This window comes from Enterococcus sp. AMC2644, assembly GCF_058216475.1.
Window position 1 is genome coordinate 1,423,413 of the sequence record NZ_CM177095.1, and the last position, 25,340, is coordinate 1,448,752.

Below are 25,340 nucleotides of genomic sequence, written 5' to 3' on the forward strand. Positions count from 1 at the left end.
CCTCCGATTTTAAAATGGTAAAACATCACCATAATGTTCTTTATTGAATTTCTCTTGCTCGATATCAATATCTTCCACGGACTTAAATCCTTTGTCATTCCACTGTTTCAATAAAGATGTAATATAAGCTACTGGAACATCAATCTCAGTTCCATTCATCTTTCTCCAATAAGCTTTACTTATAGCTTCATGAAGAAATTCAATACTGTACTCATTTGCTAACTTTCTAAAGATTTTTCTTTCTGTTTCGACAAGTCTCCCAAAAGAATTTGAGAATTCAGAAAAACAATCCGTTAAGGTTAACTGAGAATGGTTAGAAAGTGATTGAGCAACGGAAGCATATAACTCTCCCTCTAACTTTGTCTCTGTCTCTTTATCTAGCTCTGACTCTAGTTCTTGCTCTTTCTCTGCTCTTTGCTCTCCTCTCTTTTCTCTTTTCTCTAAATCTTTTCTCTGCTCTTGCTCTATTCTCTTAGTTGCATTGCGTTGCTCTTCTGTTTCATTTGCGTTGCATTGCAACATTTTTTGTTTTTTCTTATTTCTATGGCGTCTAGATCTTTCAGTACTATAGGCTTCTGAACCAATCATTTCAGGTACTCGATTCAAGAAAAATTCATCTTCTTCAATAATTTCGAGTAATTTCTTAGCTTGTAAAAATTGGATAGTTAGTGCCACATTTTCAACATCTTCATCTAAATCAAGCGCTAATTCTTCTGTAAAATCATCGCCTATTGCTTCAAAATACAACGAACCATCATCTTGCAAGCTTTTAAGCAGCATCTTTAAATAAATAATTGTAAATGTATCTCCACCAGCAATTTTCCTTAGTAACTTAATTTCTTTTTGATCAAAAAAATCATTTTTCAATTTGAGCCAATAATAACGTTTTGCTGTAGAATCATTTTTATACTGCATTAATTACGCACCTCGTTCATATCAAACTTACTAGCTTTATTTGAATGACTGTCAGCCATCAATAAAATAGCTTGAACCATTCCATTTAATCCGCTTAGAGAATCTACTGTGACGTTAGCAACGGAAGAAACATTGTCAAAAACATATTTATCTAATGCAATTGCTAAGCAATGTAAATCTCCTGCACTTTTAGCTAAATCACAAGCTGTTATTTCACTTTTTTTCATCATTTCTGACCTTCTTTCATTAAATTCAAACTAAAATCATCCCAATCCATTATTAATTGAACATACAAAGGACTAATAAGAATTAGTTTTGCTATTATGGGTAACGCTGAAAACAGTACTGCAACAATAATCAACGCCATGATACGTCTATTTTTCTTTCTCAATGTTCATTCCTCCAAATATTTGGTATACTTAGAGAAAAGATATATAGGTCAGAAACCTATCATGTTGCCTTTTGCTGATTCTCGCCAAAGAATTTGACAGCAAAGGCTTTTTTCTTTTCTCCAAGCATCCATAACTAATCCTCCAAGTTTTCTAATAATGCTTTGAACCCTTGATATTGTTCATCCGTCACTTCTAGTTCACCATTCTTGCACCGCAAAAGAATATCTTCCATGACACTTTTAGGAATGGCCACTTGACCATCTACAACCTGGAACAATTCGTCAGGATAAGGAGTATATAGCGGATGGTACACACCTTTGATTTCTGCAATACTATGGTGCGGATTCTCGTAATTTCTGAAATTAAAATAGGTTGTTACCTGTTTTAATTCGTCATAACTAAAGTTTTCGGATTGTAATAAATCTGTTATCTCTTCAATAATTTTTTGAGACACGTACCAAATTCCATCTTGTTGTGTAAATTCTTTTACTGGATATTTACGAAATAACGGATACTCTTTTTTAAATTCCTTCAACGTTGAATGCTGTTTCTGATATGAGGTAACTAACCCTTCTCCGACTGCTTTCTTGGTCGGTTCTCCTGTTTGTGTTACTATTCCTTCACGAACCATCATCTGATAAACTTCTGCTTTGCTAACTTCAATCCCTTGTTGTTGCATAAATTGATACGATTTTTCTACTAACATTGGATAAATAATATTCATTTTGATTCTTCCCCCACTTCAATCCCTAATAATTCGGCTAATTGTTCAATATCGTTATAAAACAATGCTTGAACGTCTTGTACAGTGATTTGTGAACCGTCTGAATTATTTATACTATCCGCAACAGAAAGCTCGTATAAGCTTGTTAAACAACTTTTAACAGTAGGTTGTTGGTAACCAAATGCCTGTTCTTGTAAATCATCTAATTCAGCACTTGCTTCAATAATCAACTCTTTTCCCTCTTCCAAACTCATATCGTAGAAAGCACGCTGCAAGCTATTAACAATACGCTGCTTTTGTCTGTCAATTTGAATCACATTCATTGTTTCTTTATTCATTTTGTTGTTCCTCCTTATTAGTTATATCGCCTTCTGTGGCATTTTAAGGGTCATTTGATAGATAACTCCACCATTAGCTAGAATCGCTTTAATTTGTTCATAATCAAGTCCTAGACCTATCAAAGTTGCAATTTCTTGCTCTCGTTGGTTAACGGCTGTTTGTTCTTCAATGCTTAGATAATCTAAAATATTATGACCTTTTGCGATGTTTCTAGCCTTGCGTACCTGGCTCGCATTGAAGCCAATTGCTGACTTGTAGCATAAATTAGTAAAGTGGACATAAAACTTTGATGAAAAGCCTGCATCGCGTATGGCATCGGTCATTGATAAGCGTATTTGTTTGCCTGTTTCTCGCTTTTCTTTCCAAACGAGTTGACCATCTACAAACGCATTAATCACTTTTCTAGCCCAAGATCTAAAATGCCGTGCTTTTGGCTGATGAGATAAAAAGCTAACTTCCATAATTCCATCACGAGTAAAAACAATCGTTTCCCTTTTTACTTGGCGATCACCCTCAACTACCGACAGTTTGTAGGTACTTGAAAATTCTTTATCTCTCAAATATGGATGCCTCTTAAGAATTTTTTCTATTCCATCTTTACTCTTATATTCCAAAGCATTCGCCAATTGTTGGATAGTCATGAAGGGATTTCGATTCCTATCCATCCAAATATCGCAGCGAACACTTTGAAACAATTCTTCTTGTGCTAATACCAATTTTTGCATTGTTCACACCTCCCTATATCAAAAACCTTATAACAGACATTTGACTTAGTGACGTTACAACCTCGCCCCACGCTAGATTATTTTTTAAATTTTGTGTTTTTCCATGAACGCATCTGCATCACGCTGATCAATTTTTTCTTCACCATCTAATATGATGATTCTCAATCCCATACGCTTATATTTCTGCAAGCGATTATAGGAACAATTCATATAAATACACGTTTGATTTTGCTTCATATATCTTGGTAGCTCCTTGCGTGCCTGGTGTAACTGAAAAGCTTCATCCACCTTTAAAGCAATCATCGCCACAATAGGAGAAAATGCTTCATCTTTTAGATCCATGCTGTCAATTTGTAGCTTTGCCATCATTTCACCACCTTTTCATTAATCAACCAATCAACTAATTTCTTATAAACTGTTTTTCGTACAGCAGAAATTTGTTCATTTTCGATTTTTCCTAATGTAATTCGAGAAATTCCAATTTCATTCGCTGCCTTTTCTAAAGTAATATTTTTTCTTGCTCTCCTTTCTCTTAATTTTGAAGCCATTTCTTTATCAATTTCGAACATGTTTATCACCTCTTTTTATCCATTTTGGATATTTTTATTATATATTATCCATTTAGTTTATTCAAGTGTTTTTTATCCATTTTGAAAAAATCATTGTATTTAACTATATTTTTGGATAAAATAATATTATATAAAAATATAATAAAGGAGCACACTATGAGTAGATTACGAGAACTTAGAGAAGATTGCGGGAAAAGTTTAGGCGATGTAAGTAATGAATTAGATATTCCTTATCAAACATATCGAAATTATGAGATTGGAAAAAGGGAGCCTCGTGATTCAAAAACTTGGCAACAATTAGCTGATTATTTTGAAGTTTCGGTTCCTTATATCATGGGAGTAAGTGATATAAAAAATGAATTGAATTCATCATTAGAGTTCGGAAATCATCTTTCTACGTCTGTTTTAGCTGGAATAATCGACAAGCTTGAAAACATGGATGATAAGGAAGAAGCAGAAAAAATTAGTGAGGCTATTTCTGAATATCTTGTTACTTTGACTAGTTCACTATCGCAAAAAAATAGTACTGAAATAGAAAGTTTCAAAAAGTTGAGCGAGTTGATTTTTTCAAATAATGGATTATTTGGAGGGCGCCTCCTTTTAAAAAAAACTGACAAAGGTATAAAACCAAGATCAGATTTAGATTTCGTAAAAAGCTATCTAGAAACGACAGAATTAATAACAAAAGAACTTGATAAAGTTTTTTTAAATAGATTAGAACAAAGACAAAAATAGAAATTTTCATCATCCTTTTCTACACTTTTAAAGCATAGGAATTAAATCATCCTCTACATCCAAACGCCCCACGTTAGGTACTGGGAGGAAACAACATGGCAACATTTAAGCAATATGAAAAGAAAGATGGCACGAAAGCATGGTTGTTCCAGGCTTATCTTGGCGTTGACTCTTTAACAGGTAAAGAAGTAAGAACCACTAGAAGGAATTTCAAAACAAAAAAAGAAGCCCAACTCGCTCTATCAAGACTGCAAGTGGACTACGTATCAGATGGCTTAAAAAAAGGGAATGAAGAAACATTTAAAGAGGTTTATGAGTTGTGGCTTGAGGTTTATAAAACAACTGTCAAAGAAGTTACACTTATAAAAACAGAGATCAAGTTTAAGAAATGGTTGCTACCTATCTACGGCAACATGAAAATGAAGGAAGTAACAACAAAGCATGCGCAAAAAATCATCAACCAATGGGCACAAGAAACAGATCAATATCGTATTTTGCATTCCTCAGCAAGCCGTATCTTTAAATACGCTATCAATCTAGGCATTATCCAAAGCAACCCACTTTCCAACGTGATGATGCCACAGCGAAAGAAAGAGACATCCAATAATGAACATGTAAAAGTTTATACCAAAGAACAGTTAAATGCTTTATTTGATTATGTGAATCATCGTCCTGCTACCTATGATGATGACTTTAACAAAACGATGCTACGCTTTCTCGTCTATAGTGGGTGCCGTATCTCTGAAGCTTTAGCTCTCAACTGGTCCGATATTGACTTTAAAGAAAATACTGTGTCTATCGACAAAACCTTAAGTGATGTCAAACATGGCGTACAAATAACTACACCTAAAACAGATACAAGTATTGATGTATTGCCGATAGATGCTAAGACAATGGCTGTTTTAAAACGTTGGCAAGTGAATCAAAGGATCTACATGCTTGAATTAGGTATCACGAACCCTACAATGCCCTTCTGTAGCATTGAGAAAAAACTGATCACTCATAATACTTTTTATGTACGTATGAAAAAGATTTCTAAGCATGCTGCCATTCCTTTCATGGGGAGTCATGTAACACGTCACACTCATGCTAGCTTGTTATTAGATGCTGGAGTAAGTATGAAGGAAGTTCAAGAAAGATTACGCCATTCATCTATCACAATTACGATGGATATATACGGACATCTTAGCAAAGAAACCAAAATAAATATCGTTGAAAAGTTCGTAAAACACCTAAATATGTAGTAATCCGTATTCAAAACCGTATTCAATTAACAAAAGAAAAAAGCTGAACCGTTGGTATATCAACGGTTCAGCCTATCATTTAAGCTAATTAGTTTTCTTCGCCTACGAATGGAAGTAATCCCATAATACGTGCGCGTTTAATAGCAACTGTTAATTTACGTTGGTTTTTAGCACCAGTACCAGTTACACGACGTGGTAAAATTTTACCGCGTTCTGAAATAAATCTTTTTAATAATTCAACGTCTTTATAATCAACGTGTTCGATATGATTAGCTGCAAGATAGTCTACTTTACGACGTTTGCGTCCGCCTCTTCTTTGTTGTGCCATCCTATTTCCCTCCTATCAAATTTCTTAGAATGGTAAATCGTCATCTGAAATGTCGATTGATGAACCCCCGAATGGATCAGAGTTGTCTCGATCAAAACTAGGCATTCCGTTCGATGGTTGAGATGTTTGATTTTGATTGTAGCTGTTTCCAAAGTTTGATTGATTTCCACCAAAATCGCCGCTATCGTTTCCACGACGTTGTTCGCTAGTTGAACGAGATTCTAGTAATTGGAAGTTTTCTGCTACAACTTCAGTAACATAAACTCTTTGACCTTGTTGGTTTTCATAGTTTCTTGTTTGAATTCTTCCTGTCACTCCAAGCAATGTACCTTTACGGGCATAATTTGCGAGTGTTTCTGCTGATTTTCTCCAAATCACGCAGTTAATAAAATCTGCATCTCTTTCTCCACTTTGATTCGTAAAATTACGATTCACTGCTAATGAGAAAGTAGCAACAGCCGTACCACTTGCGGTATAACGTAAATCAGGATCTTTTGTCAATCTTCCTACTAATACAACATTGTTAATCAAAATTCATCATCCCTTCATCGTTATTTTTGTTTCACGTGAAACAATTTATTAAGCTTCTTCTTTAACAATCATGTGACGAATAATGCTGTCGTTGATTTTAGCAAGACGGTCAAATTCGTTGATTGCATTTGCATTTGATGGAGAAGACACTTTAACGATGTGATAGATACCTTCGCGGAATCCGTTCATTTCATATGCTAGACGGCGTTTTTCCCAAAGTTTTGACTCAAGAACTTCCGCTCCATTATCAGTCAAAATTGCGTCAAAACGTTCCACTAAAGCAGTTTTTGCTTCTTCATCAATGTTTGGACGAATAATATAAAGAATTTCATATTTCGTATTTTCCATTGATTTTCACCTCCCTATGGACTTTGGCCCCTAGTACAATCTAGGAGCAGAGAATGGTCTTTTAAGACTACTCACAAAGATAAATTATACACTGTTTTTCTTTTCCACGCAAGTTTTTTCTCATGATTGTTAAATCGAATGAATTTGATTTTCATAAGTAATTACGCTATTTTGACAAAATAACTAGAAAAAAGCGAAACAAACATAAAATTATGCTTGTTTCGCTGAGGAATTAAACTACGTCTGACCCATTTGTAGCAATGACTTTTTTATACCAATCAAATGAATCTTTTTTCGAGCGAGCTAAAGTGCCATTACCTTTGTACCTAAAGAAGAAAAACTGCTTAGTCCACTTATTCAAAAGGCTAACGAAAAAATACTTATCATTGTCTTTTCTTCTTTTGGAGTGATTTTTAGTAAAAATTCTGATTTGGCTAATAAAATCATGGGTAGTCAAGCATATTCTGTTTTAATTACCCAATATACAAAAAATATTTTTACAAATTGGCACTTAGCCATTGACTTTTTTATCGATTTTCTCGTTCGACATTATGCCGTCCTGTACGAAAATCATTCCTTAACTGATAAAAAAAACGACTGGCAAAAAAGACAAAAATCACCAAATTTTTTTCATAGGATACATCAAACCAACGCATGAAATCAATGTTTAAAAAACAGATTTCATGCGTTGGTTGTTTTTAGATATTACAAGACTTTTTGCCTAGCCTCTGTTTTTATTCTGAGACTTCTGGTGTCTCCACAAGTTCATCGACTTCTGGATCGACTGTTGCCATCGTTACAACTTTAGCGTCTTCTTCCATCTTCATTAAGCGGACCCCTAATGTCGCACGACCAGTTTGTGAGACTGTTTCGGCACTAAAGCGGATAATAACCCCTTTATTAGTGATTAGCATAATATCTTCTACGCCAGTCACAGTTGTTAAACCAGCTAATGGACCATTTTTCGCTGTAATATTCGCAGTTTTAATTCCTTTACCCCCGCGTCCTTTAATTGGGTACTCACTGCCAGCTGTCCGTTTTCCATAACCATTTTCGGTAATTACTAAGACTTCATCTTCTTCACGAATGACCGCCGCACCTACGACATAGTCTTCTTCACGCAAACGAATTCCTCGTACCCCGGCGGCAGTTCGTCCCATATCACGAACTGCTTCTTCTTTAAACGTGACAGAATAGCCATTGTGCGTACCAATAATCATCACGTCATCGCCTTTCGTTGATAAAACGTTGACTAATTCATCGCCTTCTTTTAGTCCAATCGCAATTAAACCATTGCTCCGGATATTGGAGAAAGCCATGACAGATGTTCGTTTGACTACTCCTAATCTAGTTGTAAAGAATAAATAATTTCCTTCTTCTGGTTTGTCAGAAACTGAAATGATTGTTTGAATCCGTTCACTCGAATCAATTCCCAGCAAGTTAATCACTGGAATTCCTTTAGCAGTTCGACCATATTCTGGAATCTCATAGCCTTTAGAGCGATACACTTTCCCAGCATTAGTAAAGAATAATAATGTATCATGTGTTGAACAAGAAACTAACGTACGTACGAAATCTTCATCGTGAATCCCCATTCCCTGCACACCACGACCACCACGACGTTGCGCACGGAATTCACTATTCGCTACACGTTTAATATAACCGTTATTCGTTAAAGTAATCACGATTTCTTCTTCTTCAATTAAGTCTTCATCTTCTAAACTTAAGACTTCGCCAACTAATAATTCTGTACGGCGAGCATCTCCGAAACGATGACCTAATTCATGTAATTCCGTTTGAATAATTTCTGTTACACGTTCTGGACGAGCTAAAATATCTGCTAGATCCTCAATTAATTTCAATAATTCTTGGTATTCTGCTTCAATTTTATCGCGTTCCAAACCAGTTAAACGACGTAGACGCATATCTAAAATGGCTTGGGCTTGGCGATCAGACAAATCAAATTTTTCAATCATTGTTGCTTTTGCTTCGCCATCTGTTTTTGATCCACGAATAATTGCAATAATTTCATCAATATGATCTAAAGCTATTCGTAAGCCTTCTAGGATATGAGCACGTGCTTCCGCTTTTTCTTTTTCAAAAATTGTTCGACGTGTAATGACTTCTTTTTGATGTTCAAGATAATCTTCTAAAATACGTTTTAGACTTAAGACTTTTGGCACACCTTTTTCAATTGCCAACATATTGAAACCAAAAGAAGATTGTAGAGCAGTCATTTTATATAAATTATTTAAAATAACTGAAGCACTGACATCACGGCGAACATCAATCACGATACGCATTCCTTCACGAGAAGACTCATCACGTAAATCAGTAATTCCTTCAATCCGCTTGTCTCGATGCAATTCAGAAATTCGTTCGATTAATTTCGCTTTATTGACCATGTATGGTAATTCAGTAACTAGAATACGTTCTTTACCATTAGGCATTTCTGTAATTTCCACTTTTCCTCGAACGGTAATAGAACCTTTCCCCGTTTCATAAGCACGACGAATACCGGATTTCCCCATGACCAATCCACCAGTTGGAAAGTCTGGTCCAGGTAAGACCTCCATTAATTCATTAGTTGTAACTTCTGGGTTATCCATCAATAAATCAATAGCTGCAATGACTTCATTTAAGTTATGTGGAGGAATATTCGTAGCCATTCCTACCGCAATCCCTGTCGTTCCATTGACTAATAGATTGGGAAAACGTGCTGGCAAAACTTGTGGTTCACGTTCAGTATCATCATAGTTACTTGCATAATCTACTGTATTTTTATTAATATCACGCAACATTTCTACCGCTAGTTTACTCATACGTGCTTCAGTATAACGCATAGCCGCTGCGCCATCACCATCGACTGAACCAAAGTTTCCATGTCCATCTACAAGCATATAACGGTAACTAAATGGTTGTGCCATCCGAACCATCGATTCATAAATAGCACTATCACCATGTGGATGATATTTCCCCATAACATCTCCAACAATACGCGCAGATTTCTTATGCGGCTTGTCTGGTGTAACCCCTAATTCATTCATCCCATAAAGAATACGGCGGTGAACCGGTTTTAAACCGTCTCGAACATCTGGTAATGCTCTGGCAACAATAACACTCATGGCATAATCGATAAAGGATTCGCGCATTTCACTGGTCAGATTGACGTCATGAATATTTTTCTTTTGATCTTCCAAAGTTTCTCCTCCTTATCATTAAATATCAAGATTTTTAACATAGTGTGCATTCTCTTCAATAAATGCACGACGTGGTTCTACTTTATCACCCATTAGCATTTCAAAAACTTGATCGGCTTCAATTGCATCATCTACACTGACACGCAACATCATACGATTTTCAGGATCCATCGTTGTTTCCCATAATTGATGGTCATCCATTTCTCCTAAACCTTTATAACGTTGAACAGTTGGTTTAGGGGTTGCTGGTAATGAATTGATGACACGTTGCAATTCGTCTTCGGCATTTTTTCCTGGCTGAATATACGAAATATTTTTTCCTTGCTTCACCCCATACAATGGTGGTTGTGCAATATAAACATAGCCTGCTTCGACAATTGGACGCATATAGCGATAGAACAATGTTAATAATAAAGTACGAATATGCGCACCATCCACATCGGCATCGGTCATAATAACCAATTTATGATAACGGGCTTTTGACACATCGAAATCTGCACCAAAACCAGTTCCCATTGCGGTGAATAATGAACGAATTTCTTCATTTGCCAAAATTTTATCCATACTAGCTTTTTCAACGTTTAAAATTTTCCCACGAATAGGTAAAATAGCTTGGAACTCACGGCTACGTCCTTGTTTTGCTGAACCACCGGCAGAGTCTCCTTCGACGATAAACAATTCTGTTTTTTCAGGATCATTACTTGAACAATCAGCTAATTTACCTGGTAAATTACTGATTTCTAAAGCTCCTTTACGACGAGTTACTTCACGTGCACGTTTCGCAGCTAATCGCGCTTTCGAAGCCAATAAACCTTTTTCAATAATTTGACGACCGACAGAAGGGTTTTCCATTAAAAATTTAGAAAAATGCTCTGAAAATAGGCGGTCAGTGACTGTCCGTACTTCGGAATTACCTAATTTAGTTTTTGTTTGTCCTTCAAATTGCGGATCCGGATGTTTAATAGAAATAACTGCTGTCAAACCTTCTCGAACATCTTCCCCCGTTAAGTTTTCATCATTATCTTTCATCAATTTTTGTTTACGTGCATAGTCATTAATCACACGTGTTAACGCTGTCTTGAATCCAGATTCATGTGTTCCGCCTTCATAAGTATGAATATTGTTGGCAAAACTTAAGATATTTGAATGATAGCCATCTGTATATTGCATGGATACTTCCACTGTAATATCTTGTTGTTCCCCTTCAAGGAAAATAGGCTCCGGAAATAGCACGTTTTTATTCGCATTTAGATGTTCAACATAGCTTTTAATTCCGCCTTCATAATGATATTCACGTTTAACAGGCTCTGCTTCACGACGATCTTCAATTGAAATGAGTAAACCTTTATTTAAAAATGCTAATTCACGAACGCGCGTTGCTAATTTATCAAAATTAAAAACTGTTGTTTCTGTGAAAATCTCTGGATCAGGGATAAAATGGACATCTGTTCCACTACGATCAGTTTCACCAATCACTTCTAAATCAGCAACAACTTTCCCACGATGATATTCTTGATAATAGATTTTACCTTCTTTATGAACTTTTACATCTAAAGTAGTCGATAGGGCATTAACTACGGAGGAACCTACTCCGTGTAGACCACCAGACACTTTATAGCCACCACCGCCAAATTTTCCGCCGGCATGTAAAATAGTAAAGACCGTTTCTACCGCTGGACGTCCAGTTTTCGCTTGGATATCTACAGGAATTCCACGTCCATCATCGATAACTGTAATGCTATTGTCTTGTTCAATAATTACTTGAATACTTGTGGCAAAACCCGCTAAAGCTTCATCAATCGAATTATCTACAATTTCCCATACTAGATGGTGTAATCCTTCTGAACTAGTTGAACCGATGTACATTCCAGGACGTTTTCTTACTGCTTCTAATCCTTCTAAGACCTGAATCTGACTCGCATCATATTCTCTTGCGCGTTCATTTAACATTCTTTTTTCTTCTGTCACTCCGCACTCTCTCCTTCTAGCTGACCTTGACGAACGTAGAAAATTTCTGGTTCAACGGTCATTTTATCTTTCACATGTTCTAACGTGGTAGTTGTTAAAAACGTTTGAACTTTCCCTTCAATCGTTTCAAGTAAATGCAATTGTCGGGCATCATCTAATTCACTCATCACATCATCCAATAATAAGACTGGATACTCGCCTGTTTCTTCTTTCATTAAATCAATTTCAGCTAATTTTACACTTAAAGCAGTAGTTCGTTGCTGGCCTTGTGAACCAAATGTCTGAACATTTTTCTCATTAATCAAAAAAATCAAATCATCACGGTGTGGTCCCGCTAATGTGACTTGACGAAAATGTTCTTTGTTTTTTACTTTTTCTAATGCTTGACGAAAAGCCGCTTGAACAGCTGCTAGATTATCCCAAGGGGTATCAGGAACACTTGAAATATATTCAATCACCAAATGTTCTTTATTTTGGCTAATTTTTTGATGTAACTGACTTGCCCAATATTCCAAGCGCTTCACAAATTTTTGTCGGGCAATCAGAACTTTACTGCCGAATTCTATTAATTGCTCCGTTAAAATTTCTAAATATAACTCATCCGTTTGTTTCTTTTCAGCTAATTGCTTTAAATATTGATTGCGTTGTTTTAAGACTTTTTGGTATTGTACCAAATCATACAAGTAGACTGGATCAATTTGACCAATTTCCATGTCTAAAAACTTACGTCGTAGTTGTGGACTACCTTTCACTAAAGATAGATCTTCTGGGGCAAATAAAATGACATTGAGTTGACCAATATAACTACTTAATTTCTTTTGTTCTATGTGATTTACTTTGGTTTTACGGCCTTTTTTGGTTAAAAATAACTCCAAAGGGACCGAAGTATGTTTACGTTCAACAATTCCCCTAATCGATGCTTGTTTGGCATCCCATTGAATTAATTCTTGTTCATTTGTTGTTCGGTGACTACGCGTCATCGCCAATACAAAAATACTTTCTAAAATATTCGTCTTTCCTTGTGCATTTTCCCCTAAAAAAATAACTAGGTTCTTGTTAAACGTCAAAGATAAGTCGTCATAATTCCGAAAATTTTGTAGTTGAAGATTACTCAGACGCATGGTCGCTATCCTTCACCATAAAGAACGTACCGACTTCTGGAATCTCAATCATCATGCCATCATATAACTTGCGACCACGGCGATTTTCAGGTTCCCCATCAATAAAAACAGTATTTTCAGCTAAATACCATTTAGCTTGGCCACCACTACTGATAACATTCACTTCTTTTAAAACTTGACCAAGTGTCATGTAATCTGATTTTAAAATGATTTTCTCTTTCATTTTTTCCCTCAATTCTACTTAGAGACATATGTTTATATTATACCTCTTTTGAAGGAATAAAACAAATTTATCCACATATTTATCGTTTTTAGAAGTTTTAATTCATTTGGACAAATTTTATTTAAAATTAAAAGAAGGGCTTAAAATCGATTTTAAGCCCTTCTTTGTATAATTCTCTTTTTAGATTAATCTTTCATAAAATTTTCATAATCATTGAAAATTTAGATTAATTTGTACGAACCGGTGTAATTAATTGAATGAATTCTCCATTACCTTCCGTTGGTTCCAACGTAAATGGACGAATTGCTGAAATAAAACGAATACTAATAGTCGTTGCACCAAATGCACGTAATGCTGCTTTCATATAGTCTGGATTAAATGAAATATCTAACGGATCACCAGAAACTTTTTCATAATTTAGGACTTCTTCAACTTTCCCAATTTCTGGAGAGTTTCCGTATAAAACAACTCCATCGCTAGCAATATGCAGACGAACAATATTATTGCGACCTTCATGAGATAGTAAAGATGCGCGTTCAATCGCCGCTAAAAGCTCAGGCACACTAAATTCAATTTCTGTATTAAAGCTTGTCGGAATTAAACGATTGGTATCAGGATACGTTCCTTCTAGTAAACGTGAATAAAATTTCATTGTTTTAGTTTCAAATAATACTTGATTATCCATAATACTAATTTTTATATCTTCTTCTTCATCGCCTACTGAACGAGAAAGTTCCGTTAAACTTTTTCCTGGAACAACAATATTAAAAGCTTCTGCTCCACTTTCTAATGGAATTACACGTTGGCTTAAACGATGAGAATCTGTCGCAACAGCTAATAACTTTTGATTTTCTAAGATAAAGTGAACCCCTGTTAAAATTGGACGGCTTTCATGTTGAGAGACAGCAAATACAGTTTCTCCAATCAATTTGTTCAATACATGAATGGGGATAGTGATTTGATTTTGACTATCCACAATTGGCAGATGTGGATAACTATCTGCATCTAAACCATTTACAGTAAAGTTGGCTTTTCCAGAAGTAATATTCACTTGGTTATTCTCAATTACTTCCATTGTGAAATTATCTTCAGGTAAACGACGAATAATTTCTCCAAAAAAACGAGATTGTAAAACAACCGCACCTGTTTTTTCGATAAGCATTTGGGCTTTTTCATCATTGACACTTAAAAAAGACTCGATAGAAATTTCTGCGTTACTCCCGGTTAAAGTTAGACCATTATTTGAAAGTTCAATTTTAACGCCGGTTAAAATTGGCATAGTAGTTTTTGATGAAATAGCTCGTTGAACAGTTTGTAGTTCTTGAATAAAGGTTGAACGATTTAACGTTACTTTCATGATAGCTTCTCCTTTTATATTAATTTAAAGAATAAAAATAGTAGTAGTAGTAGGGCTGTTGATACTGTGGAAAACTCGATAGAAACACAAGAACCTAAAGTTATTCACCTGTTGATAAGCTGGGGGTAACTGGCAGGTCCTTTTTTTGAGTTATACACACTATTTTAGTAGCAGTCCTTTTATTTCAGAAATTTCATTTTGAATAGTTGAATCATGTTTTAATAATTGCTGAATTTTTTCATGAGCATGAATAACTGTGGTATGATCTTTTCCGCCAAATTCGGCACCAATTTTTGGTAAAGAGTTGTCGGTCATTTCTCTAGCTAAAAACATGGCAATTTGACGGGGCACAACGATACTTTTTACACGTTTTTTGCCTTTTAAATCTTTTAGTTGAATATGGTAGTAGCTGGCTACTTCTTCTTGAATTTGTAAAATTGACACTTGACGCAGCGGTTCGCTGGACTGGAGAGCTTTTAGCGCTTCAGCGGCTAAACTCGTTGTAATATCAGCACTTTGAATTGTTGCAAAAGCTTGCACACGAACTAAAGCGCCCTCTAATTCACGAATATTAGAATCAATCTGTCCGGCAATATAACTTAAAGTATCATCTGGAATTTCTAAATTTTCTGCTTCTGCTTTTTTACGTAAGATAGCAGTTCGTGTTTCTAAATCTGGTGGCGTAATATCCACTGATAGCCCCCACGCAAAACGAGATACCAAACGTTGTGGTAACGTTGGGATTTCATTTGGTAGACGATCACTTGTCAAAACAATCTGCTTGTTGTTTCGATAAAGCTCTTCAAACGTATTAAAGAACTCTTCTTGTGTGCCCTCTTTATTCACCAAAAATTGAATATCGTCGACTAATAATAAATCAACGGTTCGATATTCATTTCGAAAATCTTCCATTTTGTTTTTTTGAATCGAGTTAATGAAATCATTAGTGAAATTCTCACTGCTCACATATTTAATTTTTGCATGTGGTCTTTTAGCAAGCATTTGATGGCCAATTGCGTGCATTAAATGGGTTTTCCCCAAACCCACACCACCATAGAAAAAGAGTGGATTGTAAATAGATCCGGGATCTTCTGCGACAACGAGTGCTGCTGCGTGAGCCATTTGATTTCCTTTTCCGATAACGAATGTATCAAACGTATATTTTGGATTTAACATAGAAAGATTGGTTTCGTTTGTTGTTGGTAATTCTATATTTTTTTCCGGGACATGTTGTTTATAGATATCGGATTCATCTGGAGTAACAAAAATTGGCAGAATTTCTTCGCCACTCATCATAAAGAATGTTTCAAGAATTTTACCAGCTAGGTTTTTTTCCCAATAATTCTTTTGAATAGCTGTAGGTACTTCAATAATTAATTCATTATTTTGAAAAGAAAGAGGCGTGGCAGGTTCGATCCATGTATTGTAACTAACTGGATTCATTTCTTTTTTATAGCTGTCTTGTAACTCTTTCCATATAGCATCCAGAGATGGCATCGCAAATCCTCCTGTAAAATAATCGATAAAGATAGATAGTACTAATTTATCATGGATTAACGAAGTTTTCCACAGTATCGAATAAAAATGAGAAAAATAATTTTATTTTTCCACACTGTTAATAAAAAATATAAAAGTTATACACAAGGTGGAAAAACACTTATACACAGATTCTTTATTCGTGTGCATAACTCTTGGATAAAAAAAGTTATGCACATTATAGTGTTAATAACTATTGCTGCTATAAAAGCTTTTGTTGAAATTAATCCACAGAAAAAAAGAGTTTGTGGATAACTTTTTAACCCCCTGTTAATCTGTGTATAACCGGGTAATAACTCAAGAATAAGTTAAGAGTTTTTAAAAATTATACACAGAGATATCCCCAGATGATTTTTTGAAATTGTGGATAAATAAATAGATTAGAAAATAGCGAAAAAAAGAGGTATTTTATCTTTATTTGATGAAAAATCCATATAAACAAATTCTTCGATAGTTTTTTTGGGATGACTTCTGTAGATCTTTCAAAAAGGTATTTTCACTTTTTTATTGACAAAACTAGGAAGTACTAGTTATACTATCAAAGTATGTCGTAAAGGAATCGATAACAAAACACTTGTTGGAGGTGGAATAAATGAAAAGAACGTATCAACCAAATAAACGTAAACGTCAAAAAGTTCACGGATTTCGTAAACGTATGAGCACTAAAAATGGACGTCGTGTTTTAGCTAGCCGTCGTCGTAAAGGCAGAAAGGTTCTTTCTGCATAAGCCACTGAACCTCAGTGGTTTTTTTTATGCACTTTTTTAGCTGAAAAGCTGAACCCACATGGCAATTATGGTATTATTGGTTAGTGAGTATCTAAGTAGAAGGAAATGATGAAAAGGACATGAGAAAGGCATATCGAGTCAAAAAAGAGAAAGAATTTCAAAAAGTTTTCCAAACAGGACAATCGTTTGCGAATCGCAAATTTGTGGTATATGTATTGCCCAAAGAGCAATCACATTTTCGCGTAGGGATTTCTGTCGGAAAAAAAATTGGGAATGCAGTTGCGCGAAATGCAGTTAAACGTAAAATTCGGGCGAGTATTTTCGATATGAAAGACATGATCAATCCAAATTTGGATTTTATCGTCATCGCTAGACCATCCGTTTCAACTTTATCTTCCCAAGAAGTGTACTCGAATTTGTTGCATGTATTTAAACTTGCAAAAATAATCAGTTAAGGGAAAGGAAAATTGTTCAGTGAAAAAAAGAAAGCGTCTCCTACTGATGATGGCTTTAGTATCATTAGTAGTATTATTATCAGCTTGTGGAACAAGCGAAGTCTCTGCTCAAAGTACTGGGTTTTGGGAAAGATACGTAGTTTATTATTTTGCGGAGGCTATTAAATGGTTATCAGTTGGTGGCTCACGTGGAATGGGGATTATTCTCTTTACCTTGATTATCCGAGTTATTTTATTACCATTGATGAATTTCCAAACAAAAAGCATGCGTAAAACGCAAGAACTACAACCGAAATTAAAAGAGTTGCAGCAAAAATATTCTTCAAAAGATACAGCAACACAACAACAATTACGTGAAGAACAACAACGCTTGTATGCTGAAAATGGCGTTAATCCATATGCTGGCTGTTTACCATTAATCGTCCAAATGCCAATCTTGATGGCCATTTGGCAAGCAATTTCTCGCGTACCTGAACTAAGAGAAGGTAGCTTCATGTGGTTAAAAGTGCTAGGGGATTCGGATCCATATTTTATTTTACCAATCTTAGCAGCAATCTTTACATTTGCAAGCACGTATCTATCAAGTATGAGCCAAGTAGAATCAAATCCTAGTATGAAAATCATGACGTATGCAATGCCTGTGATGATTTTAGTAATGGGGATTAATTTACCAAGTGCCTTATCACTTTATTGGGTAATTTCTAATGCCTTCCAAGTAGGCCAAACATTATTAATCAATAATCCATATAAAATTATCCGTGAGCGTGAAGAGATAGCACGTCAAGAAAAAGAACGCGAACGCGCATTACGTAAAGCACAAAGTCCAAAGAAAAAACGTAAAAAATAACGAAAGGAGCATAAACGATGCCAATCTATGAAGGTCAAACAGTAGAAGAAGCAATTTCTGCCGGTCTTGCGGCATTGGGGTTAACAGAAAATCAAGTTACCGTTGATGTATTAGACGAAGGGAAAAAAGGATTTCTAGGGATGGGTAAAAAAAATGCCCGTGTTTCGTTAAATCCAATTTTAACAGAAGAAGTTGTGGAAACTGTCGAAGAAATCATTGAAGAGGTAGCTGAGTCTGAGCTTACTGAATCGATGGTGGAAGTAGATGTGACGATTTCCCCCGTTGAATCTGAAGTACCAAAAGATAACACCGTTTTAGAAAATTTAGAAGATGATGAAGCGTTAACGCAACTTGCGTTGTACTTAACGAACATCTCTCGAGAATTAAATGCACCTGCGCTAGTAAAAACAAATCGCGAACATGGAACAATAGTCTTTCAATTAGAAACTCAAAAACAAGGGATTTTAATTGGAAAACATGGTAAAACACTCAATGCGTTGCAATATCTTGCTCAAGTGTTTATCCATCGTGTTGCTAAAAATAAATTATCTGTTGTAGTTAATGTAGGTAATTATCGTGAGAAACGTCAAGCAATCTTACAACGTTTAGCAGAACGTACGGCTGAAAAAGTTGATCGTACGGGTCGTCCGGTCTTTTTAGAACCGATGCCTGCGTTTGAACGTAAACAAATTCATGCAGCATTAAGTAAAAAAGATTATGTAACTACACATTCTGAAGGCGATGAACCTTATCGTTATTTAGTTGTTGAACCGGCAAAAAAATATTTTTAACTAAAAATTTGACAAAAAACTCCAAAATGTAGATAATGATGTCCATTAGGGGAGTAGCACATAGATTTATTCTATGATTCTAAGTCAACATCAAGTGCATAAACACTGGTTTAGAATATAAAGGCAAGACCTAGGTGAGCAATAGCTTATCTGGGTCTTTTCTTTTTCCCCTATGTCAGTTGAAGATTTTTTGATTATCAGAAAGGGGAAACAGCATGTTAAAAAATCATAAAAAGATTTCTGCTGCAGGATTATTAGTATCGATGGGTGTCGTGTATGGAGACATTGGTACTAGTCCGCTCTATGTAATGAAAGCAATCGTTGAAGAAAATGGTGGATTGAAAAGTCTTCAACCAGATTTTATTTTAGGGGCAGTCTCGTTAATCTTTTGGACATTAACTTTGTTGACAACTATTAAATATGTCATCATCGCCTTAAATGCGGACAATCATGGAGAAGGTGGAATTTTTTCATTATATACGTTAGTGAGAAGATCAGGTAAATATTTAATTATTCCTGCTATGATAGGTGGTGCTGCTTTATTAGCAGATGGTGTACTGACACCAGCGGTTACTGTTACAACGGCAATTGAAGGATTGAGAGGTATTCCATTATTTTATGATACCTTTGGAAACAATCAAAATGTGATTGTTATTATTACCTTAGCTATTTTACTTATACTTTTTGGTGTTCAACGCTTTGGAACAGATTTAGTTGGTAAAGCATTTGGTCCAGCGATGTTTCTGTGGTTTACTTTTTTAGGAATTGTTGGATTGATTAACTTTAGTGGTGATTTATCTGTTATCCGTGCCTTAAACCCTGTGTATGCCGTTAAATTGTTGTTTAGTCCAGAAAATAAAGAAGGCTTGTTTATTTTAGGCAGTATTTTCCTAGCTACTACAGGAGCAGAAGCTCTTTATTCTGATATGGGACACGTTGGTAAAAATAATATTCGTGTTAGTTGGCCATATATAAAATTATGTCTGATGCTTAATTATTTAGGGCAAGCAGCGTGGTTATTACAAGCCTATAAAAATCCTACCCTAGCTGTACAAGACCATATTAATCCGTTCTTTATGGCTTTACCAAATGGTTGGATGGTAATTGGGGTTGTTTTTGCTACATTGGCTGCAATTATTGCTTCACAAGCTTTGTTATCGGGTTCTTTTACATTAGTTTCTGAAGCAATCAAGTTAAAACTACTTCCTCGATTGAAAATCGTTTATCCAGGAACGTCAATTGGCCAAATGTACATCCCAGCCGTCAATTTAATTTTGTGGATTTGTTGTTCGCTTGTTGTTGTTATTTTTAGAACCTCGACACATATGGAAGCAGCGTATGGCTTATCCATCACTATCACAATGTTAATGACGACACTGTTACTTTATTACTATCTAACTATTAGCGGAAAAAATAAATGGTTTGCGTTATCATTAACTATCTTCTTTGGTTTTATTGAAACTATTTTCTTTGTTTCTAGTGCTGTAAAATTCTTCCATGGTGGTTTTGTAGCAGTCATCATGGCCTTAATGATTCTGTTTGTTATGGTTGTATGGGAATGGGGAAATATTATTGAAGAACGGGCTTCAGAAGAGGTTAATTTAAACGACTATCTACCTCAATTAAATAGGTTGCGTCAAGACCCGGCCATTCCTATGTATCAAACTAATGTCGTGTTTTTAGTGCCTAACCTTACAGGTGATTGGATTGGTCGTCAGTTTTTATATTCCATTTTAGACAAACGTTTGAAAAAAGCGAAAGTGTATTGGTTTGTTCATGTAAACGTGACAGATGAACCCTATACACAAGAATATGAAGTCGATATGATGGAGACGGATTTTATCGTCAAATTAAAATTACACCTTGGTTTTAGAATGAATCAAGAAGTAAATGTTTATATTCGTCAAGTAATTAATGATTTAATGAAACAAGGTCGTTTACCAAAACAGCCTCAAACGTATTCCATTACACCAGGACGAGAAGTGGGAGATTTCCAATTTATTTTAATTCAAAAAGTTCTCTCTAATAACTGTGAATTAAGTAAATGGGAACGCCAAGTAATGCAAATGAAGTTAGCTATCAAACGCTACACTACCTCTCCAGAAAATTGGTTTGGTTTGGAATATAGCGAGGTCAAATATGAAACAGTACCTTTAGTTATCGGTGACACACGAAAAACACACTTAATCGAAAAAAATTAAGTGTAAGATGTAACATGAATCGTCAACGTCTCCTTGACTTCATTCTCTTTTACAAGTATAGTCTACTGTAGATCATTCTTATCAGAGCAAATACTTTGATATAAAAAAAGCCTGACTTTTCGACAGGCTTTTTTTTATTGGGAAAATTAACCACCAATAGTTGATTGTGTGAACTGAACGACTGTTCCATAGGCGAAAATTTCAATAATGTTATCGCCAGTATGTTCATGCTCGAAATGACAATTAATCACGGCATTAGCACCATATTCATAGGCCGTTTCTTTTAATTTATAAGCAACGTCAGCTAATAATTCATTTGGGTTGTTTGCTGGATCAAATAAATCAACATCAATCTTAGCCGTTGCAAAAACAATATCACGCACGACATAAGGCTTATTTACATTTCCTGTAGATAAAATAATACGATTGATGCGTTCATCGCCACCGTGTTTATAATTGATGTTTTCTTCAGTATTCATAACTGATCCCTTCTTTCCGCAAGTCTATCTACTTATATTTTAGCTTTTTTTGGATATTTGCGCAAAACTTAACTTGTTTAAAGTGAAAGTGAGTTGGAAACTTGTCACTATTAAAAAAATGTGCTACTCTATGACAAGAATTTAATCAGACAAGCAGTCAAAGTGCGAAGTCTACTCGTTGAATTTAACGGGTGGAGTGGGCACTTTTTTTGTGTCAAAAATTAGGAGGGACTATTCGTGGCGGAAATTACGCAAGAATTTGATACGATTGCAGCAATTTCGACTCCCCCAGGAGAAGGAGCAATCAGCATTGTTCGTTTAAGCGGGGATCAAGCCGTTACCATCGCAGACAAAGTATTTAAAGCAAATAAATCATTAATAGATGTCGCAAGCCATACCATTAATTACGGGCATCTTTTTGATCCAAAAACAGAACAATTAGTCGATGAAGTGATGGTATCTGTAATGCGTGCACCAAAAACCTTTACGCGAGAAGATGTTATTGAAATCAATTGTCATGGTGGAATTGTCGTTGTAAATCAAATTTTACAACTGTTATTACGTCAAGGAGCACGATTAGCAGAACCAGGTGAATTTACTAAACGGGCTTTTTTAAATGGGCGTGTCGATTTGTCACAAGCAGAAGCCATTATGGATTTAATTCGTGCAAAAACTGACAAAGCAATGAATTTAGCTTTAAATCAATTAGATGGTAATTTATCAAATCTGATTCGTGCATTACGTCAAGAAATTCTTGAAACATTGGCACAAGTAGAAGTGAACATTGACTATCCAGAATACGACGATGTGGAAGAAATGACCACACGATTATTATTAGAAAAAGCGATACATGTTCAAGCACAAATCCAAGCACTCTTACAAACAGCACAACAAGGAAAAATTTTACGCGAAGGTTTGAATACGGCAATTATTGGTCGACCAAACGTTGGAAAATCAAGTTTATTAAATCATTTACTACGTGAAGAAAAAGCAATCGTAACGGATATTGCTGGAACTACACGGGATGTCATTGAAGAATACGTCAATGTTCGTGGTGTACCTTTAAAATTAATTGATACAGCAGGTATTCGTGAAACAGAAGATATTGTTGAGCGCATTGGCGTAGAGCGTAGTCGCAAAGCTTTGTCAGAAGCTGATTTAATTTTATTAGTTTTAAATCAAAGCGAAGAGCTATCGCCTGAAGATTGTCAATTAATTGATATTACCGCTGGTGCGAAGCGTATTATTTTGTTAAATAAAGCTGATTTACCATCAAAATTAAATCGCACAGAGCTAAGAGAATACGTAGCTGATGCTGCTATTTTTGAAGTATCTGTTTTACAAAATGACGGTTTGGACCAACTAGAGCAAGCGATTGCTGATTTATTCTTTGGCGGACAAACAGCAGATAAAGATGCTTCTTATTTGTCAAATACACGTCATATTGCTTTGCTCGAAAATGCCTCACAAGCGTTAGGCGAAGTGGTAGAAGGCATTGAGGCTGGTATGCCTGTTGATCTTGTACAAATGGACATGACACGCTGTTGGGACTATTTAGGTGAAGTGGTTGGTGATAGTGTGCAAGATGAATTAATTACACAACTATTTAGCCAATTCTGTTTAGGAAAATAAGAGAGGAAGTAACGTAATGCAAGAATATCAAGGTGGCGTATATGACGTCATTGTTGTCGGTGCAGGTCATGCTGGTTCAGAAGCAGCTTTAGCCGCAAGTCGTATGGGAAATAAAACGTTATTAATTACAATTAATTTAGATATGGTGGCTTTTATGCCATGTAATCCTTCTGTGGGTGGTCCAGCCAAGGGAGTAGTCGTACGTGAAATTGATGCATTAGGCGGCGAAATGGGTAAAAATATCGATAAAACATATATTCAAATGCGGATGCTTAATACTGGAAAAGGTCCAGCTGTACGCGCTTTACGCGCTCAAGCTGATAAACATGCGTATGCATCAGAAATGAAACAGACGATTGAAAACGAAGAAAATCTAACCTTGCGTCAAGGAATTGTCGAACGCCTAATCGTTGAAGATGGTGTATGTAAAGGGGTTGTTACCGCAACTGGTGCTCGTTATGATGCAAAAGCTGTTGTGATTACTGCTGGAACAGCTTTACGTGGTGAAATTATTATTGGCGAATTAAAGTATTCTTCGGGTCCTAATAATTCACAGCCATCCGTAGCTTTAGCCGATAATTTAAAAGAGTTAGGTTTAGAAATTGAACGTTTTAAAACTGGAACCCCACCGCGAGTGAAATCAAGCACGATTGATTACAGTGTAACTGAAATCCAACCTGGCGATGAAGCACCCAATCATTTTAGTTTTAGTACGCCAGATAGTGCGTATAAACAAGACCAAATTCCTTGTTGGTTGACTTATACTAATCCAGGCACACACCAAATTATTCAAGCTAATTTACACCGTGCACCAATGTTTACCGGCATTGTTGAAGGCGTGGGTGCCCGTTATTGTCCATCCATTGAAGATAAAATTGTTCGTTTTGCCGATAAAGAACGTCATCAATTATTCTTAGAACCAGAAGGCTTGAATACGGAAGAAGTTTATGTGCAAGGGCTATCCTCTTCTTTACCAGAAGATGTTCAAGAAGATGTCTTACATTCAATCGCTGGCTTGGAAAAAGCTGAAATGATGCGTACGGGTTATGCCATTGAATACGACGTGGTTGTGCCACATCAATTGCGTCCAACACTAGAAACAAAAGTCATTGAAAATCTTTATACAGCTGGTCAAACAAATGGAACGAGTGGTTATGAAGAAGCAGCTGGTCAAGGTTTGCTTGCTGGAATTAATGCTGCGTTGAAAATTCAAGGTAAAGAACCGCTCGTTTTAAAACGGAGTGATGGTTATATTGGTGTAATGATTGATGACTTAGTAACAAAAGGAACCAATGAACCTTATCGACTGCTAACTTCTCGCGCTGAATATCGCTTATTGTTGCGCCATGACAATGCTGATTTACGTCTAACTGAAATGGGTCATGAAATTGGCTTAGTAAAAGAAGAACAATACCAAGATTATGTAGCGAAAAAAGCGGCAGTAGAATCAGAAATTGAACGCTTGAAAACGATTCGCATCAAACCAACTAAAGAAGTGCAAGCATTTTTAGAAGCAACAGGTTCAGCGACATTAAAAGATGGAATTTTAGCGAATGAAATCTTACGTCGTCCTGAAATTAGCTATTCTGAAATTGTCCCATTTATTTCTGCCAATGAAGAATTGACCAGCAAAGAAATTGAGCAAGTTGAAATCCAAATTAAGTATGAAGGTTATATCAAAAAAGCGATGGAAAAAGTTGAGAAACTTAAACGTATGGAAGCCAAGCGCATTCCGGATAACATCGATTATACTGCAATCAATGGCTTAGCAACGGAAGCCAAACAAAAACTACAAAAGATTCAACCAGAAACGATAGCTCAGGCAAGCCGCATCAGCGGTGTGAATCCCGCCGATTTAAGTATTTTAATGGTTTACATCGAACAAGGGAAAATCGCGAAAACAACTTCAGCTTAAAATTAATACAGAGAAGCGGACCTGTGAAATAAGGACAG

27 protein-coding genes are annotated in these 25,340 nt (G+C 35.8%); 9 read left to right on the forward strand and 18 right to left on the reverse strand.

What is annotated here, in order from left to right; genetic code table 11:
* Window positions 1–9: 9 nt before the first annotated feature.
* From AC4BC5_RS06965 to AC4BC5_RS07000, 8 genes are all read right to left on the reverse strand, one after another.
* Entirely contained in the window at window positions 10–915 is a 906-nt protein-coding gene (locus AC4BC5_RS06965; RefSeq protein WP_490497392.1) for a phage replisome organizer N-terminal domain-containing protein, read from the reverse strand.
* Window positions 915–1,145 (reverse strand): hypothetical protein, encoded by a 231-nt coding sequence (locus AC4BC5_RS06970; RefSeq protein ID WP_490497393.1) that lies wholly within the window; start codon window positions 1,143–1,145, stop codon window positions 915–917. Before AC4BC5_RS06970 ends, AC4BC5_RS06965 begins: the two co-directional genes overlap by 1 nt.
* Entirely contained in the window at window positions 1,142–1,306 is a 165-nt protein-coding gene (locus tag AC4BC5_RS06975; protein ID WP_490497394.1) for a hypothetical protein, read from the reverse strand. The genes AC4BC5_RS06970 and AC4BC5_RS06975 overlap by 4 nt, the downstream gene beginning before the upstream one ends.
* 134 nt (window positions 1,307–1,440) lie before the next feature.
* The gene (locus tag AC4BC5_RS06980) at window positions 1,441–2,031 is read right to left on the reverse strand and encodes a hypothetical protein (protein ID WP_490497395.1); all 591 of its coding nucleotides are present in this window, start codon (window positions 2,029–2,031) and stop codon (window positions 1,441–1,443) included.
* Entirely contained in the window at window positions 2,028–2,369 is a 342-nt protein-coding gene (locus AC4BC5_RS06985; protein ID WP_490497396.1) for a hypothetical protein, read from the reverse strand. Before AC4BC5_RS06985 ends, AC4BC5_RS06980 begins: the two co-directional genes overlap by 4 nt.
* Before the next feature lie 21 nt (window positions 2,370–2,390).
* Complete coding sequence (locus AC4BC5_RS06990; RefSeq protein ID WP_490497397.1) at window positions 2,391–3,095, reverse strand: BRO family protein; 705 nt, start codon at window positions 3,093–3,095, stop codon at window positions 2,391–2,393.
* Window positions 3,096–3,179: 84 nt separating this feature from the next.
* Window positions 3,180–3,461, reverse strand: a complete 282-nt coding sequence (locus tag AC4BC5_RS06995; protein WP_490497398.1) for a helix-turn-helix domain-containing protein — start codon at window positions 3,459–3,461, stop codon at window positions 3,180–3,182.
* Entirely contained in the window at window positions 3,461–3,664 is a 204-nt protein-coding gene (locus tag AC4BC5_RS07000) for a helix-turn-helix domain-containing protein (protein ID WP_490497399.1), read from the reverse strand. The genes AC4BC5_RS06995 and AC4BC5_RS07000 overlap by 1 nt, the downstream gene beginning before the upstream one ends.
* A 156-nt stretch (window positions 3,665–3,820) precedes the next feature.
* Between AC4BC5_RS07000 and AC4BC5_RS07005 the strand changes: the two genes are divergently transcribed.
* Both AC4BC5_RS07005 and AC4BC5_RS07010 read left to right on the forward strand, forming a co-directional pair.
* Window positions 3,821–4,399 carry a helix-turn-helix domain-containing protein gene (locus AC4BC5_RS07005; protein ID WP_490497400.1) on the forward strand — a complete coding sequence of 193 codons (579 nt, stop codon included), beginning with the start codon at window positions 3,821–3,823 and terminating at the stop codon, window positions 4,397–4,399.
* A gap of 95 nt (window positions 4,400–4,494) precedes the next feature.
* On the forward strand, window positions 4,495–5,643 hold the full coding sequence (locus AC4BC5_RS07010) for a site-specific integrase (protein ID WP_490497401.1): 1,149 nt from the start codon (window positions 4,495–4,497) through the stop codon (window positions 5,641–5,643).
* A gap of 88 nt (window positions 5,644–5,731) precedes the next feature.
* On the opposite strand, the gene rpsR is transcribed toward AC4BC5_RS07010, so the two are convergent.
* From rpsR to dnaA, 9 genes are all read right to left on the reverse strand, one after another.
* A complete protein-coding gene (gene rpsR / locus AC4BC5_RS07015) occupies window positions 5,732–5,971 on the reverse strand; it encodes a 30S ribosomal protein S18 (RefSeq protein ID WP_016176044.1) in 240 nt (79 codons plus the stop codon).
* Between the two features lie 24 nt (window positions 5,972–5,995).
* A complete protein-coding gene (ssb, locus tag AC4BC5_RS07020; protein ID WP_490497402.1) occupies window positions 5,996–6,502 on the reverse strand; it encodes a single-stranded DNA-binding protein in 507 nt (168 codons plus the stop codon).
* A 48-nt stretch (window positions 6,503–6,550) separates the two neighbouring features.
* On the reverse strand, window positions 6,551–6,850 hold the full coding sequence (gene rpsF / locus AC4BC5_RS07025; protein ID WP_016176042.1) for a 30S ribosomal protein S6: 300 nt from the start codon (window positions 6,848–6,850) through the stop codon (window positions 6,551–6,553).
* 734 nt (window positions 6,851–7,584) lie between these two features.
* On the reverse strand, window positions 7,585–10,050 hold the full coding sequence (gene gyrA, locus AC4BC5_RS07030; protein WP_490497403.1) for a DNA gyrase subunit A: 2,466 nt from the start codon (window positions 10,048–10,050) through the stop codon (window positions 7,585–7,587).
* A gap of 18 nt (window positions 10,051–10,068) precedes the next feature.
* The gene (gene gyrB / locus AC4BC5_RS07035) at window positions 10,069–12,018 is read right to left on the reverse strand and encodes a DNA topoisomerase (ATP-hydrolyzing) subunit B (RefSeq protein ID WP_490497404.1); all 1,950 of its coding nucleotides are present in this window, start codon (window positions 12,016–12,018) and stop codon (window positions 10,069–10,071) included.
* Window positions 12,015–13,139, reverse strand: coding sequence for a DNA replication/repair protein RecF (gene recF / locus AC4BC5_RS07040; RefSeq protein ID WP_490497405.1), 1,125 nt, complete (start codon window positions 13,137–13,139; stop codon window positions 12,015–12,017). Before recF ends, gyrB begins: the two co-directional genes overlap by 4 nt.
* On the reverse strand, window positions 13,126–13,362 hold the full coding sequence (yaaA, locus tag AC4BC5_RS07045) for a S4 domain-containing protein YaaA (protein WP_490497406.1): 237 nt from the start codon (window positions 13,360–13,362) through the stop codon (window positions 13,126–13,128). Before yaaA ends, recF begins: the two co-directional genes overlap by 14 nt.
* 226 nt (window positions 13,363–13,588) lie before the next feature.
* The gene (dnaN, locus tag AC4BC5_RS07050; protein WP_490497407.1) at window positions 13,589–14,719 is read right to left on the reverse strand and encodes a DNA polymerase III subunit beta; all 1,131 of its coding nucleotides are present in this window, start codon (window positions 14,717–14,719) and stop codon (window positions 13,589–13,591) included.
* A gap of 159 nt (window positions 14,720–14,878) precedes the next feature.
* Window positions 14,879–16,216: a chromosomal replication initiator protein DnaA gene (gene dnaA, locus AC4BC5_RS07055; RefSeq protein ID WP_490497408.1), complete on the reverse strand. Its 1,338-nt coding sequence runs from the start codon at window positions 16,214–16,216 to the stop codon at window positions 14,879–14,881.
* A gap of 631 nt (window positions 16,217–16,847) precedes the next feature.
* On the opposite strand from dnaA, the gene rpmH reads away from it, so the two are divergent.
* The 5 genes from rpmH to AC4BC5_RS07080 all read left to right on the forward strand — a co-directional run bounded on the left by rpmH (window position 16,848) and on the right by AC4BC5_RS07080 (window position 21,276).
* Window positions 16,848–16,982 (forward strand): 50S ribosomal protein L34, encoded by a 135-nt coding sequence (rpmH, locus tag AC4BC5_RS07060; protein ID WP_002293121.1) that lies wholly within the window; start codon window positions 16,848–16,850, stop codon window positions 16,980–16,982.
* 119 nt (window positions 16,983–17,101) lie between these two features.
* Window positions 17,102–17,437 carry a ribonuclease P protein component gene (gene rnpA / locus AC4BC5_RS07065; protein ID WP_490497409.1) on the forward strand — a complete coding sequence of 112 codons (336 nt, stop codon included), beginning with the start codon at window positions 17,102–17,104 and terminating at the stop codon, window positions 17,435–17,437.
* Window positions 17,438–17,456: 19 nt separating this feature from the next.
* Complete coding sequence (locus tag AC4BC5_RS07070) at window positions 17,457–18,284, forward strand: YidC/Oxa1 family membrane protein insertase (protein WP_490497410.1); 828 nt, start codon at window positions 17,457–17,459, stop codon at window positions 18,282–18,284.
* Between the two features lie 17 nt (window positions 18,285–18,301).
* Window positions 18,302–19,075: an RNA-binding cell elongation regulator Jag/EloR gene (jag, locus tag AC4BC5_RS07075; protein ID WP_490497411.1), complete on the forward strand. Its 774-nt coding sequence runs from the start codon at window positions 18,302–18,304 to the stop codon at window positions 19,073–19,075.
* 215 nt (window positions 19,076–19,290) lie between these two features.
* Window positions 19,291–21,276: a KUP/HAK/KT family potassium transporter gene (locus AC4BC5_RS07080; protein ID WP_490497412.1), complete on the forward strand. Its 1,986-nt coding sequence runs from the start codon at window positions 19,291–19,293 to the stop codon at window positions 21,274–21,276.
* Between the two features lie 146 nt (window positions 21,277–21,422).
* Here AC4BC5_RS07080 and AC4BC5_RS07085 read toward each other — a convergent pair whose 3' ends face one another.
* On the reverse strand, window positions 21,423–21,755 hold the full coding sequence (locus AC4BC5_RS07085; RefSeq protein WP_490497413.1) for a heavy metal-binding domain-containing protein: 333 nt from the start codon (window positions 21,753–21,755) through the stop codon (window positions 21,423–21,425).
* Between the two features lie 237 nt (window positions 21,756–21,992).
* On the opposite strand from AC4BC5_RS07085, the gene mnmE reads away from it, so the two are divergent.
* Window positions 21,993–23,387 carry a tRNA uridine-5-carboxymethylaminomethyl(34) synthesis GTPase MnmE gene (gene mnmE / locus AC4BC5_RS07090; RefSeq protein ID WP_490497414.1) on the forward strand — a complete coding sequence of 465 codons (1,395 nt, stop codon included), beginning with the start codon at window positions 21,993–21,995 and terminating at the stop codon, window positions 23,385–23,387.
* A 16-nt stretch (window positions 23,388–23,403) separates the two neighbouring features.
* Window positions 23,404–25,302 (forward strand): tRNA uridine-5-carboxymethylaminomethyl(34) synthesis enzyme MnmG, encoded by a 1,899-nt coding sequence (gene mnmG / locus AC4BC5_RS07095; RefSeq protein ID WP_490497415.1) that lies wholly within the window; start codon window positions 23,404–23,406, stop codon window positions 25,300–25,302.
* Window positions 25,303–25,340: the final 38 nt, after the last annotated feature.